Source organism: Okibacterium sp. AC114 (assembly GCF_979253355.1).
On sequence record NZ_CEEDBR010000001.1, the window covers coordinates 2,438,053 to 2,453,361 of the forward strand.

General features: G+C 66.8%; 17 protein-coding genes. 3 read left to right on the forward strand and 14 right to left on the reverse strand.

What is annotated here, in order from left to right:
• Positions 1-33: 33 nt before the first annotated feature.
• A complete protein-coding gene (gene coaA, locus ACZ6IE_RS11250; protein ID WP_464608027.1) occupies positions 34-1,029 on the forward strand; it encodes a type I pantothenate kinase in 996 nt (331 codons plus the stop codon).
• A 105-nt stretch (positions 1,030-1,134) separates the two neighbouring features.
• Here the strand turns inward: coaA and glmM are convergent, their stop codons facing one another.
• From glmM to truA, 4 genes are all read right to left on the reverse strand, one after another.
• Positions 1,135-2,481 (reverse strand): phosphoglucosamine mutase, encoded by a 1,347-nt coding sequence (gene glmM / locus ACZ6IE_RS11255; RefSeq protein ID WP_464608028.1) that lies wholly within the window; start codon positions 2,479-2,481, stop codon positions 1,135-1,137.
• Positions 2,482-2,509: 28 nt separating this feature from the next.
• Positions 2,510-2,992: a 30S ribosomal protein S9 gene (gene rpsI / locus ACZ6IE_RS11260; RefSeq protein WP_077055116.1), complete on the reverse strand. Its 483-nt coding sequence runs from the start codon at positions 2,990-2,992 to the stop codon at positions 2,510-2,512.
• Between the two features lie 33 nt (positions 2,993-3,025).
• Positions 3,026-3,472 (reverse strand): 50S ribosomal protein L13, encoded by a 447-nt coding sequence (gene rplM / locus ACZ6IE_RS11265; RefSeq protein WP_077055115.1) that lies wholly within the window; start codon positions 3,470-3,472, stop codon positions 3,026-3,028.
• A 207-nt stretch (positions 3,473-3,679) separates the two neighbouring features.
• A complete protein-coding gene (gene truA / locus ACZ6IE_RS11270; protein ID WP_464608029.1) occupies positions 3,680-4,597 on the reverse strand; it encodes a tRNA pseudouridine(38-40) synthase TruA in 918 nt (305 codons plus the stop codon).
• Between the two features lie 163 nt (positions 4,598-4,760).
• Between truA and ACZ6IE_RS11275 the strand changes: the two genes are divergently transcribed.
• Together ACZ6IE_RS11275 and ACZ6IE_RS11280 are read left to right on the forward strand one after the other, a co-directional pair.
• The gene (locus tag ACZ6IE_RS11275) at positions 4,761-5,495 is read left to right on the forward strand and encodes a cohesin domain-containing protein (protein WP_464608030.1); all 735 of its coding nucleotides are present in this window, start codon (positions 4,761-4,763) and stop codon (positions 5,493-5,495) included.
• Positions 5,496-5,566: 71 nt separating this feature from the next.
• Positions 5,567-7,435, forward strand: a complete 1,869-nt coding sequence (locus ACZ6IE_RS11280; RefSeq protein ID WP_464608031.1) for an amidase family protein — start codon at positions 5,567-5,569, stop codon at positions 7,433-7,435.
• A gap of 108 nt (positions 7,436-7,543) precedes the next feature.
• Here ACZ6IE_RS11280 and ACZ6IE_RS11285 read toward each other — a convergent pair whose 3' ends face one another.
• The 10 genes from ACZ6IE_RS11285 to ACZ6IE_RS11330 all read right to left on the reverse strand — a co-directional run bounded on the left by ACZ6IE_RS11285 (position 7,544) and on the right by ACZ6IE_RS11330 (position 15,307).
• On the reverse strand, positions 7,544-8,578 hold the full coding sequence (locus ACZ6IE_RS11285) for a GNAT family N-acetyltransferase (protein WP_464608032.1): 1,035 nt from the start codon (positions 8,576-8,578) through the stop codon (positions 7,544-7,546).
• A 129-nt stretch (positions 8,579-8,707) separates the two neighbouring features.
• Positions 8,708-9,262, reverse strand: a complete 555-nt coding sequence (rplQ, locus tag ACZ6IE_RS11290) for a 50S ribosomal protein L17 (protein WP_079728064.1) — start codon at positions 9,260-9,262, stop codon at positions 8,708-8,710.
• A gap of 50 nt (positions 9,263-9,312) precedes the next feature.
• Entirely contained in the window at positions 9,313-10,302 is a 990-nt protein-coding gene (locus tag ACZ6IE_RS11295) for a DNA-directed RNA polymerase subunit alpha (protein ID WP_077055109.1), read from the reverse strand.
• Positions 10,303-10,450: 148 nt separating this feature from the next.
• Complete coding sequence (gene rpsK, locus ACZ6IE_RS11300) at positions 10,451-10,849, reverse strand: 30S ribosomal protein S11 (protein ID WP_077055108.1); 399 nt, start codon at positions 10,847-10,849, stop codon at positions 10,451-10,453.
• A 42-nt stretch (positions 10,850-10,891) separates the two neighbouring features.
• The gene (gene rpsM / locus ACZ6IE_RS11305; RefSeq protein WP_066277124.1) at positions 10,892-11,266 is read right to left on the reverse strand and encodes a 30S ribosomal protein S13; all 375 of its coding nucleotides are present in this window, start codon (positions 11,264-11,266) and stop codon (positions 10,892-10,894) included.
• A gap of 188 nt (positions 11,267-11,454) precedes the next feature.
• Positions 11,455-11,568 carry a 50S ribosomal protein L36 gene (gene rpmJ / locus ACZ6IE_RS11310; RefSeq protein WP_077055107.1) on the reverse strand — a complete coding sequence of 38 codons (114 nt, stop codon included), beginning with the start codon at positions 11,566-11,568 and terminating at the stop codon, positions 11,455-11,457.
• Between the two features lie 153 nt (positions 11,569-11,721).
• Complete coding sequence (gene infA, locus ACZ6IE_RS11315) at positions 11,722-11,943, reverse strand: translation initiation factor IF-1 (protein ID WP_021759551.1); 222 nt, start codon at positions 11,941-11,943, stop codon at positions 11,722-11,724.
• Between the two features lie 128 nt (positions 11,944-12,071).
• Positions 12,072-13,229 carry a mannitol-1-phosphate 5-dehydrogenase gene (locus ACZ6IE_RS11320; protein ID WP_464608033.1) on the reverse strand — a complete coding sequence of 386 codons (1,158 nt, stop codon included), beginning with the start codon at positions 13,227-13,229 and terminating at the stop codon, positions 12,072-12,074.
• Positions 13,226-13,666, reverse strand: a complete 441-nt coding sequence (locus ACZ6IE_RS11325; RefSeq protein WP_077055105.1) for a PTS mannitol transporter subunit IIA — start codon at positions 13,664-13,666, stop codon at positions 13,226-13,228. The genes ACZ6IE_RS11320 and ACZ6IE_RS11325 overlap by 4 nt, the downstream gene beginning before the upstream one ends.
• A gap of 123 nt (positions 13,667-13,789) precedes the next feature.
• Positions 13,790-15,307: a PTS mannitol transporter subunit IICB gene (locus tag ACZ6IE_RS11330; RefSeq protein WP_464608034.1), complete on the reverse strand. Its 1,518-nt coding sequence runs from the start codon at positions 15,305-15,307 to the stop codon at positions 13,790-13,792.
• Positions 15,308-15,309: the final 2 nt, after the last annotated feature.

Here is a 15,309-nt window from a genome sequence, read left to right on the forward strand (position 1 = left end):
TTCGACAGCCTACCCGGAATAGACTGTGTCCCTATGTCAGGAGCCCCTCGAGCCGACGCGTCGGCCACACCCCCGTCCCCCGCGACGGGCCAGGTCACGACCGCCTCCGAGTCGACGCCCTTCGTCGAGATCCTCCGCTCCGACTGGGCACGGCTGGCCCCCACGACGTCCTCACCGCTGACGGATGCCGAGATCGTGCAACTGCGGGGCATCGGCGATCGTCTCGACATGGGCGAGGTCGCCGAGGTCTATCTGCCGCTCAGCCGCCTGCTCAGCCTCTACGTCGCCAACGCGAAGAAGCTTCACGACGACACGACCGCTTTTCTCGGCGGCAGCACCGCGCGCACGCCGTTCGTCATCGGCGTGGCGGGTTCGGTCGCGGTCGGCAAGTCGACCGTCGCCCGGCTCCTGCGCGAACTCATGGCCCGCTGGCCGGACACCCCGCGCGTCGAGCTCGTCACCACCGACGGGTTCCTCTACCCCAACGCCGAACTCGAGCGCCGCGGCATCATGGCGCGCAAAGGCTTTCCCGAGTCCTATGACCGGCGGGCACTGCTGCGCTTCATCACCGAGGTCAAGAGCGGCCGCTCCGAGGTGCGCACACCCGTCTACTCGCACATGAAATACGACATCGTCGAGGACGCGCATGTCGTGGTGCGCCGACCGGATGTGCTGATCGTCGAGGGTCTCAATGTGCTGCAGCCGGCCCCCAACGGTCGCAGCCTCGCGGTGAGCGACCTCTTCGACTTCAGCATCTACGTCGACGCCCGCACATCGGATATCGCGCAGTGGTACGAGGACCGCTTCATGCAGTTGCAGCAGGGCGCCTTCGCCAACCCCAACTCCTACTTCAACGTCTTCACCGACCTCACGGCCGAGGAGGCGCGCAAGCGGGCCCGACTCTACTGGACCGAGATCAACGAGCCCAACCTGGTCGACAACATCCGCCCCACCAAGGCGCGCGCAAAACTCGTCCTGCGCAAGGACTCGAACCACTCGGTCAGCTCGGTCCTGCTGCGCAAGGTTTAGCGAGCGCACCCGCGCAACGCGTCAGACGCCCAAGCGTTCAGAGAACGCATCAGAAGCTCAGGCGTTCGGAGAACGCATCAAATACGCAGGCGTTCGGAGAACGCGTCAGACGCTCAGTCGTTCGCGCACGACATCCGCGAGTCGGTGCGCCAGGCGGTCGGCCGTGGGCTGATCGGCGGCTTCCACCATGACGCGCACGAGCGGCTCGGTGCCACTCGGCCGCAGCAGAACGCGTCCGGTCTCGCCCAGCTCGGCCTCGGCCTCGGCCAGTGCGACAGCGAGGGGCTCGTCGGTGTGCAGCGCGGCACGGTCGACCCCGCTCACGTTGACCAGGATCTGCGGGTAGACCGACATGACGCCGGCCAGTTCTGCGAGGCTCTTGCCGGTGCGCGCCATCTCGCTGACGAGGTGCAGACCGGTCAGGATGCCGTCACCCGTCGTGGCGAAATCGCTCATGATCACGTGGCCGGACTGTTCGCCGCCCAGCGAGAATCCGCCCTCGTTCATGGCTTCGAGCACGTAGCGGTCGCCGACGCGCGTCTGCAGCATGGTGATGCCGTTGTCGGCCATGGCCATGCGCAGGCCGAGGTTCGACATGACGGTCGCGACCAGCGTGTCGTCGCGCAGGCGCCCGCGCTCTTTCATCGAGACCGCGAGGATGGCCATGATCTGGTCGCCGTCGATGATGTTGCCGTCGGCGTCGACGGCCAGGCAGCGGTCGGCGTCGCCGTCGTGCGCGATTCCCACCTGGGCGCCGTGGGCGAGGACGGCTTCGGCCAGCAGGTCGAGGTGCGTCGACCCGACACCGTCGTTGATGTTCATGCCGTCGGGATCGTTGCCGATCACGGTGACCTGGGCTCCCGCATCGCGGAAGGCCTCGGGTGAGACGCCGGCGGCGGCGCCGTGCGCGCAGTCGAGCACGACGTGGATGCCCGCGAGCGGATGCGGCAGCGTGCTGAGCAGGTGCACCACGTAGCGGTCTTCGGCATCGGCGAACCGGCGGATGCGCCCCACATCGGCTCCGATGGGTGCGAGTTTCGGCTCGGCGAGTGCCTCTTCGATGCGGTCTTCGACCTCATCGGCAAGTTTGCGGCCCCCGCGGGCGAAGAATTTGATGCCGTTGTCGGGGGCGGGATTGTGTGATGCCGAGATCATGACGCCGAAGTCGGCGCCGATGTCGGCGATCAGGTAGGCGGCTGCCGGGGTGGGCAGCACGCCCGCTTCCAGCACGTCGACGCCGGCCGAGGCGAGCCCGGCGGCGACGGCGGCGGAAATGAACTCGCCCGAGACACGGGGGTCTCGGGCGAGCACTGCAACCGGACGGCGTCCGGCGTCGCGAGCTTCCTCACCGAGCACGCGCGCGGCGGCCTGGGCCAAACCGAGCGCGAGCTCGACAGTGAGGTGTTGGTTCGCGACGCCACGGACGCCGTCGGTTCCGAAAAGACGGGGCATAAAGCTTGAGTCTAGGTTCGGCGAGCGATTAACGCTTGGAGAACTGCGGAGCCTTACGAGCCTTCTTGAGACCAGCCTTCTTGCGCTCCTTGACGCGAGCGTCGCGCGAGAGGAAGCCGGCCTTCTTGAGGGTGGCGCGGTTGTTCTCTTCGTCGATCTCGTTCAGGGCACGGGCGATGCCGAGGCGCAGGGCGCCGGCCTGGCCGGAGGGGCCACCACCCGAGATGCGGGCGATGACGTCGTAGCCACCCGCAAGGTCGAGAACCGTGAACGGGTCGTTGATCAGCTGCTGGTGCAGCTTGTTGGGGAAGTACTCGTCGAGCGCACGGCCGTTGACCGTGATGGTGCCCGAGCCGGGGATCAAACGCACGCGGGCAATAGCCTGCTTGCGACGACCGACGGCTGCGCCGGGAACGCTGAGGGGTGCGCGCGGGGTCGACGGTGCGGCCTCGACGGGCGTCTCGGTGGAGAACGTCTCCGGGGTTTCGATGGAATCTGCGATCTTCGCCACTGTGGGAATCCTTAAAGTCTGTCTACTCGGCGCTTACTGGGCGACCTGGTCGAGGGTGTAGGTCTTCGGCTGCTGAGCAGCGTGAGGGTGCTCGCTGCCCGTGTAGACCTTCAGCTTGCGCAGCTGGGCGCGGCCGATGGAGTTCTTGGGGAGCATGCCGCGGACGGCCTTCTCGACGGCGCGGGCCGGGTTCTTCTCCAGCAGTTCGGAGTAGGTGACAGCCTTGAGGCCGCCCGGGTAACCCGAGTGGCGGTAAGCCTTCTTCTGGTCGGCCTTCGAGCCGGTCAGGGCCACCTTGTCGGCGTTGATGATGATGACGAAGTCGCCCATGTCCATGTGGGGAGCGAACGTCGGCTTGTGCTTGCCGCGGAGGAGAACGGCGGCGTGGCTGGCCAGGCGGCCGAGAACCACGTCTTCGGCGTCGATGATGACCCAGTCACGCTGGATCTCACTGGCCTTCGGGGTGTAAGTGCGCGTCACAGTAGTGCTGCTTTCTTGTCGTAAGTTGGTCGTTCGTGAATCCCACTCCGTGCGGCGTGTTCTCACGAGAAGATTCTCGGGGAACGCGCCAGGTGGAGGGCTCAACTACGGGTGTCTGACAGCATGCGCAGACACCAAGGGTCAACATTACCCCACGGGCGATGTGACGGTCAATTCAGGCAGGCGCCGCACGGGCCGTCGGCGCGGCTACTCGTCATCGTCGTCGTCATCCACGAGGCCGCTGAGGGTGCGGCGCTGACGCGTGAGTTGCGCGCGTTCGGCGAGCTCGGCGTCGTCAGGATAACCGACCTCGACGAACGTGAGGCCGCGCGCCGGCATGACGGGGAAGAGCGCCGCGCGGTTCTGCTGGTCGAAGAGCGGGAGGAGATCGGACACGCGGATGCGGCCGAGCCCCACGGCCACGCATCCACCCACGAGCGCGCGCACCATGCTGTGGCAGAAGGCGTCGGCCCGCAGGTGGGCCCGCAGTTCGCCGTGCTCGTCGCGACGCCAGCGGAACTCCTGCAACGTGCGGATGGTCGTGGCGCCCTCGCGCGGTTTGCAGAAGGCCGCGAAGTCGTGCAGCCCGACGAGCGCATCGGCCGCCCGCTGCATGGCATCGACGTCGAGCGTCTCGGTGAGCCAAAGCACCGGGTTGCGGTCGAGTGGGTTGCGCACCGAGACACTGTCGGCGATGCGGTACTCGTAGCGGCGCCAGAGGGCTGAGAACCGCGCATCGAAACCGTCGGGAACGATGCGGGCGCCGCGGATGAGGACATCCGCGTAGGTGCCGATCGCGCCGTTGGCCCGTCTCAGCAGCATGTGGCCGGGGTCGTGCGTCACGGTCGGGTCGTTCTGCGAGGTCGAGAAGCGCGTGAGCTGCCAGTCGTCGAGGTCGACGTGCGCCACCTGACCGGTCGCGTGCACCCCCGCGTCGGTGCGGCCCGCGACCGTCAACACGATGGGGCGACCGCGATTGCCGAGCACGCGCGAGATCGCCTCTTCGAGCACGCCCTGCACGGTGCGCAGACCCGGCTGCTTGGCCCAGCCCGCGAACGCCGTGCCGTCGTAGGCGATGTCGAGGCGCAGGCGCGTGGTTGCGCCATCCGGTCGGGTTTCAGCCATCCGACCATCGTAACGCGCGAGAAACACCACCGATCCGGGGCGGCAATACGCCGTGGATACAGTGAGGCACCCTGCACCACTCCCCGACGGTTTCTCCCCCCGCGGCCTCGCCTTCCCCGCCGCTCGAGCCGTTCTTCGTGAAAGAAAGTAGGACTGCGTCCTGATGCATAACTCTGCCCTGCGTCGCCCACCACTCCGATCGGTTCTCGCCGTCGGCACCCTCGCCCTCGGCCTCACCGCCCTGTCGGCCGGCCCGGCCTTCGCGGCCGTGGCGCCCGGCTCGGTCACCCTCACCGCCGCCCCGGCAACCGTCACCGTCGGCGACACCGTCGATCTGACGGTCGGCCTCATCGGCACCGCGGATGTCTTCACCTACACCGTGACCCTCGACTACGACCCGGCCGTCTTCGACTATGTCGACGACAGCATCACGGGCCCGGATGGCGGCTTCGACACCGTCGACGAGAACACCGGCAGCCTCACGATCGTGCACACGCGCCTCGGCACCTCCCCCACCGTGTCGGGCGACCTCACGGCGGGCCTCGAATTCGCCACGATCGGTGCCGGCGACACGAGCATCGAGGTTTCTTCGGTCACCATCGTCGATTCGGCCAACACCACGGCGACGGTCGCGGATGCCGCAGCCGCCGATGTCGTCGTCGAACCCGTCGCGACCCCCACCCCCACGGCCTCACCCGAACCCACGTCGTCCGCCACCGCAGCACCGGCCCCCGCGGCCTCCTCGACGGCCACACCGCTGCCCGTCGCAGACCGCCCGACCAGCCCGCTCGCCTCGACGGGTGTCGGGTTCGGCGTTGCCGGTCTCGCCGCCGCAGCCGTCGCCGCCATGGGTGCCGGTCTCGTCGTCGCCCGACGCCGCAAGGCGGGTACCCGCTGATGCGCTCCTTCCGCTCCTCCCCCACCGCTAGCGGGGTCGACCGACCCCTCGTCTCCCAGAGGAACCGCTCCGTGCCCAACACCTCCGCTTTCTCCCGACGCTCGCGCCTCACGGTGACGGCCGCAACGGGCCTCGCCTCCGTGCTGGCACTCGGCACGCTCGCCGTGGTGCCCACCGCCACGGCCGCGACGCCCGTGGCCGAGCCGTCGGCCGCCGCCCTGCTCGCGCCGTACTACACCGACCTCGACCTCACGGGCGACCGCCAGGTGACGACGGCCGACCTCGAACTGCTCGCCTCGCACCTGGGTGACACCAGCGCATCCGCCGAGTGGTCGACGGTCTCCGCGGCGGACACCAACGGCGACAAGACCATCACCGCCACGGATATCGCCGCCCTCTCGCAGCGCATGATCTACGACGACGGCGACTTCGAGCTGATCGAGGCCTCGACCATCGACATGCAGGCCGCCATGAACGCGGGCGTGCTGACATCCGTCGAGCTCACCGAGGACTACATCGACCGCATCGCCGCCTACGACAAGGCCACACCGGATGCCTCGGCCGTGGGTCGCGCCCTCAACTCCATCATCACGGTCAACAAGCAGGCCCTGACGGCAGCGGCGGCGGCGGACGCCGAACGCGCGTCGAAGGGCATGACGAGCATGTTGCTCGGCATCCCGATCGCGGTCAAGGACAACTACGACACCAAGGACATGCCCACGACGGGCGGCTGCGGCTGCTGGAACGACAACCAGACGACCACGGATGCCGCCATGGTGGCGGGTCTGCGCGACGCCGGCGCCGTCATCCTCGCGAAGGCCAGCCTCGACGAGTTCGCGTTCGGTTTCGCCTCCGAGTTCTCGTCCTACCAGCCGGCCGGCACCTCGACGCTCGTCGCGAGCCCCTACAACCTGTCGCGCACGGCGGGCGGTTCGTCGGGCGGAACGGGCGCGTCCATCGCGGCCAACCTCGCGGGCATCGGCTTCGGCACCGACACGGGCGGCTCCATCCGCATCCCGTCGACCTACAACCAGCTGGTCGGCATCCGCCCCACCGTCGGCCTCGCCAGCCGCGACGGAATCATCCCCCTCGCCCTCAGCCAGGACACGGGTGGGCCCATCGCCCGCAGCGTGACGGATGCCGCCGTGGCCCTCGACGCCGTCACGGGCGTGGATGCGGCCGACCCCGTCACATCCGAGCAGACCGGCAAGGTGCCCGAGTCCTACACGTCGTCGCTCGACCCCGAGGCGCTGAAGGGTAAGCGCATCGGCTACGTGACGACCATGATTTCGACGCCCACCCAGACGAACGCCACCACCGTGAGGCTCTTCAACGAGGCCAAAGCGACTCTCGAAGCGCAGGGTGCCACCGTGGTGCCGATCGCGCCGACCGCCGAGTTCACTCGCGTGCTCAACGAGGGCAGCGGCTCGACCAACGAGTTCAAGCACGACCTGAATGAGTACATCGCCAAGCACCTCGCCCCGAACGTGGCCGCCCGCTCCCTGCAGGGCATCGTCGAGTCGGGCACCTATGTGCCCAGCCGCAAATCCACCTACACCAGCCGCGACGCCATCACCGAGGCGCAGTACCAGGCCTGGGCCGGCCCCGCGGGAACCCACACCACCCAGATCGCCACGGGCCAGGCACTCGTCACCAAGATGATGGATGACCTCGACCTCGACTCCCTCGTCTACCCCTCTGGCACGCCCTACAACACCCAGTCGACCAACATGCGCCTCAGCCCCAACACGGGTATGCCGGCCATCTCGGTCCCCATGGGGCAGGCCATCGCGGCCGACAACACCATCACGGGTGCGGGCGTGAACCTCGAGTTCCTCGGCCGCGACTACGCCGAGGGCACCATCATCGGGCTCGCTTACGCGTTCGAGCAGGCCACCCACTACCGCACCACCCCGGCGCTCTACGGCCCCCTCGGCTAACCGCGCCGCGCACCACACGCACAACGCACCACACGCACGAGACGCAAGAGCGGTCGGGATGTCCTCACATCCCGACCGCTCTTCTGCATCCTGCCCGCCTGCGCTCGTCTAGTACGCGGCCACCAGCGCGACCTCGCGCGTGTCGGGCCGGAACCCCAGGTTCGTGTACAACGTGTCGGCACCGGTCGGGCTCTCCGAGTCGACGTCGAGGATGGCTCGTTCGTAGCCCACTGTCCGCAGCGCCGCGAGCGTGGCCGCGATGGTGGCGGGTGCCAGCCCCTGACGGCGAAAGTCCCTCGCCACGCCGACGAGTTCGATGTACCCACTCGTGAAACCCTGCGCCGCCCAGTCCGCCTCGTTCACGGTCACGAGACAGAACGCGACGACACGCCCGGTCGCCACCTCGACGGCCACGCGCGACAGCTCGTTCCTGAAGTTCGGCGCACCCGTGAAGTGCTCCCACCGCTCCGTCGCGGTCGGCTGACTCCCCCAGTGGTCGCGAAAAGCGTCGTTGCGCGCCAGCCGCGCCTCCTCGGCCACATCCGCACCGAATGCGCGGATCTCGACACCCTCGGGCGGCACGAGCTCGGGAATCGGATCGCCCACCTCGCGCACCATGGTCGTGAAGTACCGAGCAACCTTCAGCCCCGTGCGCTTCGCCACCGAAACGGCATCCGCGTTCCCCTCGTCCTCATAGGCCATCACCCACCCGGGCAGCGTCGCGGATGTCGCGGCTAATTGCTGCTGCGCACGGGCATGCTGCCAGGCGAAGAGTTGTCGCCCGATGCCGCGCGCACGATGCTCGGGGTGCACACCGCCCATGAGGTACACCTGCACGCGCGTGTCGTGCAGCGGATGCAGCACCACCGCGCCGTACGCGACGACGACCCCCGCCCCGTCGAACCCCACGATCGTGTCGGCGGCGTTGTCGACGGCCGACGAGGTCAGCTGTTCGGCAATCCACTCCCTCGTGGTGGCATGCGTGGGGTGATCGGCCGCATCGATGGCATGTTGCGCCTCGACGAGTGCGTCCAGGTCTTCTTCGGTGGCCGGTCGCCACACCGCGACGTCGGGATGCTCGAGCCCCGGCAGTTCGAGGGGCGCATCGACTCGCTCGTCCAGGGGTGTCAGGCTCTCGGTCATCCATCCACCCTACTGAGGCCCTCTGGGAGGCGTCACCCCACCCCGATGGATCTCCCCTCTGCGCCCGGGAACGACGAAACCCCCGCCGCCTCGAGGGCGCGGGGGCTTCGTTCGTGATGAAGAGGTCGACTACTTGGCGTCGTCGGCCTTCTCGTCGGCGGCAGCCTCGTCGGTGGCGGCAGCGGAGGTGTCGGCCTCGGCAGCGTCATCGGCGACGACGGTCTCGTCAGCAGCGGTCTCTTCGACGGGCGCTTCCTCGGCCGGAGCCTCGGTGGCGACCGGCTGAGCGGCTGCGGACTTCTTGGCCGACTTCACCTTGGGCGTGACGGGCTCGAGAACGAGCTCGATCACGGCCATGGGGGCGTTGTCGCCCTTGCGGTAACCGGTCTTGATGATGCGGGTGTAGCCGCCTTCGCGCTCGGCCACGAGGGGCGCGATCTCGGTGAAGAGTTCGTGCACGACGGACTTGTCGCTGATAATTCCCATGACGCGACGGCGCGCGTGCAGGTCGCCACGCTTCGCGAACGTCACGAGACGCTCGGCGACGGGACGCAGGCGCTTGGCCTTGGTCTCGGTGGTGGTGATGCGCTTGTGGGTGAACAGCGCGGCGGCGAGGTTCGCCAGCATGAGGCGCTCGTGTGCAGGACCGCCTCCGAGGCGGGGGCCCTTAGTTGGCTTAGGCATTCTTGTCGTTCTCCAGAGTTATGTGGTGAAAAGTGTCTCGAGGACGAGACTTAGATGGTCTCTTCTTCGTAGCCGCTGTAGAAGTGGGCGCCGTCGAAACCGGGCACCGAATCCTTCAGCGACAGACCCATTTCGGTGAGCTTGTCGCGAACCTCGTCGACCGACTTCTGACCGAAGTTGCGGATGTTCATCAGCTGGGTCTCGCTCAGAGCGACGAGCTCGGAGACCGTGTTGATGCCTTCGCGCTTCAGGCAGTTGTAGGAGCGAACCGAGAGGTCGAGATCTTCGATCGGGATCGAGAGCTCGTTCGAGAGAACGGCGTCGACGGGTGCCGGGCCAATCTCGATGCCCTCAGCCTGGTTGTTCAGCTCGCGGGCGAGACCGAACAGCTCGGTGAGGGTGCGTCCTGCCGACGCGATGGCGTCGCGCGGGGTGATCGCGTTCTTGGTTTCGACGTCGACCACGAGGCGGTCGAAGTCGGTGCGCTCACCGGCACGAGTTGCCTCGACGCGGTAGGTGACCTTGAGAACGGGCGAGTAGATCGAGTCGACCGGAATCTGGCCGGCTTCGCTGAACTCGTTGCGGTTCTGGGCGGACGACACATAGCCACGGCCACGCTCGATGGTCAGCTCGAGTTCGAACTTGGCCTTCTCGTTGAGCGTCGCGATGACGAGGTCGGGGTTGTGCACCTCGACACCCGCGGGAGCGGAGATGTCGGCAGCAGTGACCTGGCCGGCACCCGTCTTGCGCAGGTAAGCGGTGATGGGCTCGTCGTGCTCGGAGGAGACGACGAGGCCCTTGATGTTGAGGATGATCTCGGTGACGTCTTCACGCACACCGGGGATCGTCGAGAACTCGTGCAGAACACCATCGATGCGGATGCTGGTGACAGCAGCGCCGGGGATCGAGGAGAGCAGCGTGCGGCGGAGGGAGTTACCGAGGGTGTAACCGAAGCCGGGCTCGAGGGGCTCGATGACGAACCGGCTGCGGAACTCGGAGATGTTCTCTTCGGTGAGCGTTGGGCGCTGTGCAATAAGCACTATGTGGTCCTTTCGGCTAAGTGTCCGCTATATGACACTTGCGTTGGCGAGGTTGTGAGGTGCGCGCTGGAGCTCTGGTATCGCGTCGCGACCCTGAGACGCCAGCGCCGGCGGAGCCTGGGGCTCCGCCGGACTGACATCTAAAGGATTAGACGCGACGACGCTTGGGCGGGCGGCAACCGTTGTGCGCCTGCGGGGTGACGTCGTTGATCGAACCGACCTCGAGACCAGCGGCCTGGAGCGAACGGATCGCGGTCTCACGACCCGAACCCGGTCCCTTGACGAAGACGTCGACCTTCTTCATGCCGTGCTCCTGAGCCTGGCGCGCGGCCGACTCGGCAGCGAGCTGCGCGGCGAACGGGGTCGACTTACGCGAACCCTTGAAGCCGACGCCACCCGAGGAGGCCCAGCTGATGACCGCACCGGTGGTGTCGGTGATCGAGACGATCGTGTTGTTGAAGGTCGACTTGATGTGGGCCTGGCCCACGGCGACGTTCTTCTTTTCTTTCTTACGCGGCTTGCGGATAGCCGACTTGGGTGCTGCCATGATTACTCCTGAATCCTGAGGCGGGCTGCGCTGGCCGGGGGCCTAGCGAGCCTTCTTCTTGCCGGCTACGGTGCGCTTCGGGCCCTTACGGGTACGAGCGTTGGTCTTGGTGCGCTGTCCGCGGACGGGCAGGCCGCGACGGTGGCGGATGCCCTCGTAGCTTCCGATCTCGACCTTGCGGCGGATGTCGGCGGCAACCTCACGGCGAAGGTCACCCTCAACCTTGTAGTTGCCCTCGATGTAGTCGCGGAGGAGAACGAGCTGATCGTCGCTCAGATCCTTCACGCGGATGTTTCCATCGATGGAGGTGTCGGCGAGGGTCTTGAGGGCCCTCGTGCGGCCAACACCATAGATGTACGTCAGTGCAACTTCCACGCGCTTATCGCGGGGAATGTCTACTCCGGCGAGACGTGCCATTGTGGCTTCTCCTGTTATTTGAAGTGGAGGTCTGCAGCAGATCCGGTGCCCGGGCCTCCAACCCGGGGTGGCCCCCGCCGACTCACGTCGACGAGATCTGGACCTGCCTCAATACATATTCAGTTGTGGTGGATGTCTCCACCATTCCGCGAAGCGGCGGTGCCGGCCTTGCGGCCGGCCCACGGGACTTAGCCCTGGCGCTGCTTGTGACGCGGGTTCTCGCAGATCACCATGACGCGGCCGTTGCGACGAATGACTTTGCATTTTTCGCAGATGCGCTTGACGCTGGGGTTGACCTTCATTGTTCTTTTCCTTTGTGTCGCTGTCCTCGTGCCGGATGCTGTCTTCAGCAGGGAGCGGAGCGGACTCCGCGACCTTCCCGGCCGTTACTTACAGCACACCTTTCCGATCGACACGCCCGATTGCTCGCGCGTGCCCGTGTGAAAGATGAGTGTCTACTTGTAGCGGTAGACGATCCGGCCGCGGGTCAGGTCGTAGGGGCTCAGCTCGACGATCACGCGGTCCTCGGGGAGGATTCGGATGTAGTGCTGGCGCATTTTGCCCGAGATGTGGGCAAGCACCTTGTGGCCGTTGGTCAGCTCAACGCGGAACATCGCGTTGGGCAGAGCCTCAACCACTGAGCCTTCAATTTCGATGACGCCGTCTTTTTTGGCCATAGCCTCACTGTCGCAATAGGTAGGGTGTGCTGGTCATGCGTTGCATGCGGTGCTGGACACGCCAAAAGCGTGCATAAAGCACCAAAGAACGATCTTATGCGATGTCCTTGCTATTTACCAGTCCGTCTCTATAATTCCTGCGCACGCGCCGCGACGACGTCGAACAGGGATGCGTAGAGGGGGTGTTCGGGCGCCAACCCGAGGTGTTCTTCGACGAATTGCTCGGTCGTGAGCGTGGAAAGAGCCGTCTTCATCAGCACGCTCTGCTCGTCATCCGCAGCGTCGAAGCGCAGTGCAGCACCGATGGCGGCGACGAGGGCCACGGGGTCGGTGCCACGTTCGGCCAGCTGGGCTGCGGGCGAGACAAAACGCTCGTTGCGCGACAGCTTGCGCAGGGGCTGGCGGCCCACGCGCGACACGGTGTCGGGCAGGTGCGGGTTGGCGAAACGCTGCAGGATGGTGGCGCGGTACGCGTCCTGCTCGGTGACGTCGAGGCCGTGCTTCTCGACGAGGAGGGCCGAAGTCTCTTCGAGCGTGGCGCGGACCTTGGCCGCGACATCCGCATCGCCGATTGCGTCGGCAATGGCGTCGTGCCCCGCGAGGGCGCCGAAGTAGGCGGTCGTGGCGTGACCCGTGTTGACCGTGAAGAGCTTGCGTTCGATGTAGGGCTCGAGGTCGGGCACGAAGTGCGCACCCGGGATGCGGGGGGCGTTGCCGCCGAAGGGCGGCTCCTCGATGGCCCACTCCGAGAAGGTCTCGACCGTGACGTCGATGCCGTCGGGGCCCGTCGGCTCCTGGGCGGGGACGATGCGGTCGACCGCGGTGTTGGCGAAGACGGCCTTCGCGGCCAGCTTCTCCCAGGCCGCGTCGCCCACGGCCGCGCGCACCTCGGCCTGCAGGATGTCGGTGGCGTTGACCGCGTTCTCGCATGCCATGACGGCGAGGGGTGCGGCATCCGCGGGGCGCTGGTCGATGCCGCGCGCGATGGCGGGCGCGACGAAACGCAGGATGTTGGGGCCCACGGCGGTGGTGACGATATCGGCCGAAGCGATCTCGGCGACCAGCTCGTCTTCGTGGGAGCGGCTGTCGATGGCGCGCACGTTGTCGACGACGTGATCGGTGCCGCCCTCGCCGACCTCGTGCACCGTGAAGTGGCCGACGCGGTCGATGCGCTCGGTCAGCTCGCCGTTGACGTCGGCGAAGACGAGGTCGTAGCCGGCCTCGTGCAGGAGGACTCCGATGAACCCGCGCCCGATGTTGCCGGCGCCGAAGTGGACGGCCTTCATTCGGCGTTCACATCCCCGAGCAGGGCGAAGATCTCGTCGGTGGTGGAGGCATCCGCGAGCTTCGCGACCTCGTCCTCGTCGGAGAAGATGATGGCGATGCGCGACAGGATGTCGAGGTGCTCGTTGTTGACGCCCGCGATGCCGACGACGAAACGAACTTCTTCGCCCGCCCAGTCGATGGGCTGCTCGTAGCGCGTGAACGACAGGGCCGACCGCGTGATGGTGTCTTTCGCGTCGTTGGTGCCGTGCGGGATCGCCAGGAAGTTGCCCATGTAGGTGCTGACGGTCTCTTCACGCTGCAGCATGGCGGCATAGTAGCCGTCTGACACGGCTCCGACGCGCTCGAGGATGTCGGCGGCCCGGCGGATCGCCTGCTCTTTCGTCACGGCATCCGACACGATCTCGATCTGATCGGCGGCAAGAATCTGTTCGCTCATGGTCCTGTTTCTTCCTTACGTTCGGTTCGCCGGTGGACGAACCCAGTCTGGCAAACACGACCGGGCGGGTGGCTGTGAGTTGCCGCCACCCGCCCGGCCCTGTCATCCGGTTATTTCTTGAGCTCAGTGCCCTTCGGCGCGGAGCAGTTCGACGACCTCGTCGTACTTGGGGCTGTTCATGAAGTTGTCCACCGAGAGGTGGGTGGCTTCGGGGGTCTTGCCCTTGGCACGGTCGGTGAGCTCACGCTGCGTGATCACGAGGTCTTCCGTGCCGTCGAGGTTGGCGATCGACTTGTTGGTCACGTCGACGCCGTCGATGCCGGCCTTCTTGATCTTGTTGCGCAGCACCGAGGCACCCATGGCGCTCGAACCCATGCCGGCGTCGCAGGCGAAGACGATCTTGTTGATCGGCTTGCGCTCGAGCGTGGCCACGAGGCCCTCGTCGGTCGCGGTGGCACCGGCTGCGGCACCATCGCGCTGGACGTTGCCGAGCACGCTGGACTTCTTGCCCTTGTTGGCTTCGGTCTGCGCGATGGCGGCGCTCAGGTCACCGGCGTTGCCCGCAGCGATGTCGCGCTTGCGCGTGGCCCGCAGGATGACGGCCGAGATGATGAACGACACGGCGGCGGACAGGACGACCGACAGGATGACGCCGACGTAGCTGCCCTTCTCCGTGACCGCGAGGATCGCGAAGATGCTGCCGGGCGACGCGGGGCTCACGAGACCCGAGTTGAAGGCCACGTTGGTGGCGATACCGGTGGCGCCACCGGCGATGACCGAGAGCAGCAGGACGGGCTTGGCGAGGATGTAGGGGAAGTAGATTTCGTGGATTCCACCGAGGAACTGGATCACGATCGCGCCGGGGGCCGTGGCGCGGGCGGCGCCGAGCCCGAAGAACGCGAAGGCGAGCAGCAGACCGAGGCCGGGGCCGGGGTTCGCCTCGAGCAGGAACAGCACGCTCTTGCCGGCATCCTGGGCCTGGGCGGTTCCGATGGGGGTCAGCACACCGTGGTTGATGGCGTTGTTCAGGAACAGCACCTTGCCGGGCTCGATGAAGATCGAGGCGAGGGGCAGCAGCGACGCGGCGACCAGCCAGTCGACAGCACCTTCGAGCCAGTCGGTGAGGGCGCTGATGACCGGGCCGATGGCGAAGAACGCGCCGATGGCGAGGATGGCACCGAGGATGCCGGCCGAGAAGTTGTTGACGAGCATCTCGAAGCCGGCCTTGATCTTGCCGTCCCAGAGCTTGTCGACCTGCTTCATGATCCAGGCGGCGAGGGGGCCGACGATCATGGCGCCGAGGAACATGGGTGTTCCGCCGTCGAACACGGGGGTTCCCATGGTCGAGGCGATGACGCCCATGGTCGCGATGGTCGCCACTACGCCACCACGGGTGTCATAGATCATCCGACCACCGGTGTTGGCGATGAGGAGCGGCAGCAGGAAGAACAGCGTCGGGTTGACCAGGGTCGCGATCTGCTCGTTCGGCAGCCAGCCGGTGGGGATGAACAGGGCCGTGATGAGGCCCCACGCGATGAAGGCGGCGATGTTGGGCATCACCATGCCCGAGAGGAAGGTGCCGAAGCGCTGCACCCCGACCCGGAATCCACCCTTTTGGGTGGGCGTTGACGTCGTCGTCATGA

Excerpts from the sequence above, each read along its gene's own strand:
- ACZ6IE_RS11320 (WP_464608033.1), bottom strand. The coding sequence starts at position 13,229 with ATGAAGGCCGTCCACTTCGGCGCCGGCAACATCGGGCGCGGGTTCATC.
- glmM (WP_464608028.1), bottom strand. The coding sequence starts at position 2,481 with ATGCCCCGTCTTTTCGGAACCGACGGCGTCCGTGGCGTCGCGAACCAA.
- rpsM (WP_066277124.1), bottom strand. The coding sequence starts at position 11,266 with ATGGCACGTCTCGCCGGAGTAGACATTCCCCGCGATAAGCGCGTGGAA.
- ACZ6IE_RS11325 (WP_077055105.1), bottom strand. The coding sequence starts at position 13,666 with ATGAGCGAACAGATTCTTGCCGCCGATCAGATCGAGATCGTGTCGGAT.
- rpsK (WP_077055108.1), bottom strand. The coding sequence starts at position 10,849 with ATGGCAGCACCCAAGTCGGCTATCCGCAAGCCGCGTAAGAAAGAAAAG.
- infA (WP_021759551.1), bottom strand. The coding sequence starts at position 11,943 with ATGGCCAAAAAAGACGGCGTCATCGAAATTGAAGGCTCAGTGGTTGAG.
- rpmJ (WP_077055107.1), bottom strand. The coding sequence starts at position 11,568 with ATGAAGGTCAACCCCAGCGTCAAGCGCATCTGCGAAAAATGCAAAGTC.
- rplQ (WP_079728064.1), bottom strand. The coding sequence starts at position 9,262 with ATGCCTAAGCCAACTAAGGGCCCCCGCCTCGGAGGCGGTCCTGCACAC.
- ACZ6IE_RS11330 (WP_464608034.1), bottom strand. The coding sequence starts at position 15,307 with ATGACGACGACGTCAACGCCCACCCAAAAGGGTGGATTCCGGGTCGGG.
- truA (WP_464608029.1), bottom strand. The coding sequence starts at position 4,597 with ATGGCTGAAACCCGACCGGATGGCGCAACCACGCGCCTGCGCCTCGAC.
- coaA (WP_464608027.1), top strand. The coding sequence starts at position 34 with ATGTCAGGAGCCCCTCGAGCCGACGCGTCGGCCACACCCCCGTCCCCC.
- ACZ6IE_RS11275 (WP_464608030.1), top strand. The coding sequence starts at position 4,761 with ATGCATAACTCTGCCCTGCGTCGCCCACCACTCCGATCGGTTCTCGCC.
- ACZ6IE_RS11285 (WP_464608032.1), bottom strand. The coding sequence starts at position 8,578 with ATGACCGAGAGCCTGACACCCCTGGACGAGCGAGTCGATGCGCCCCTC.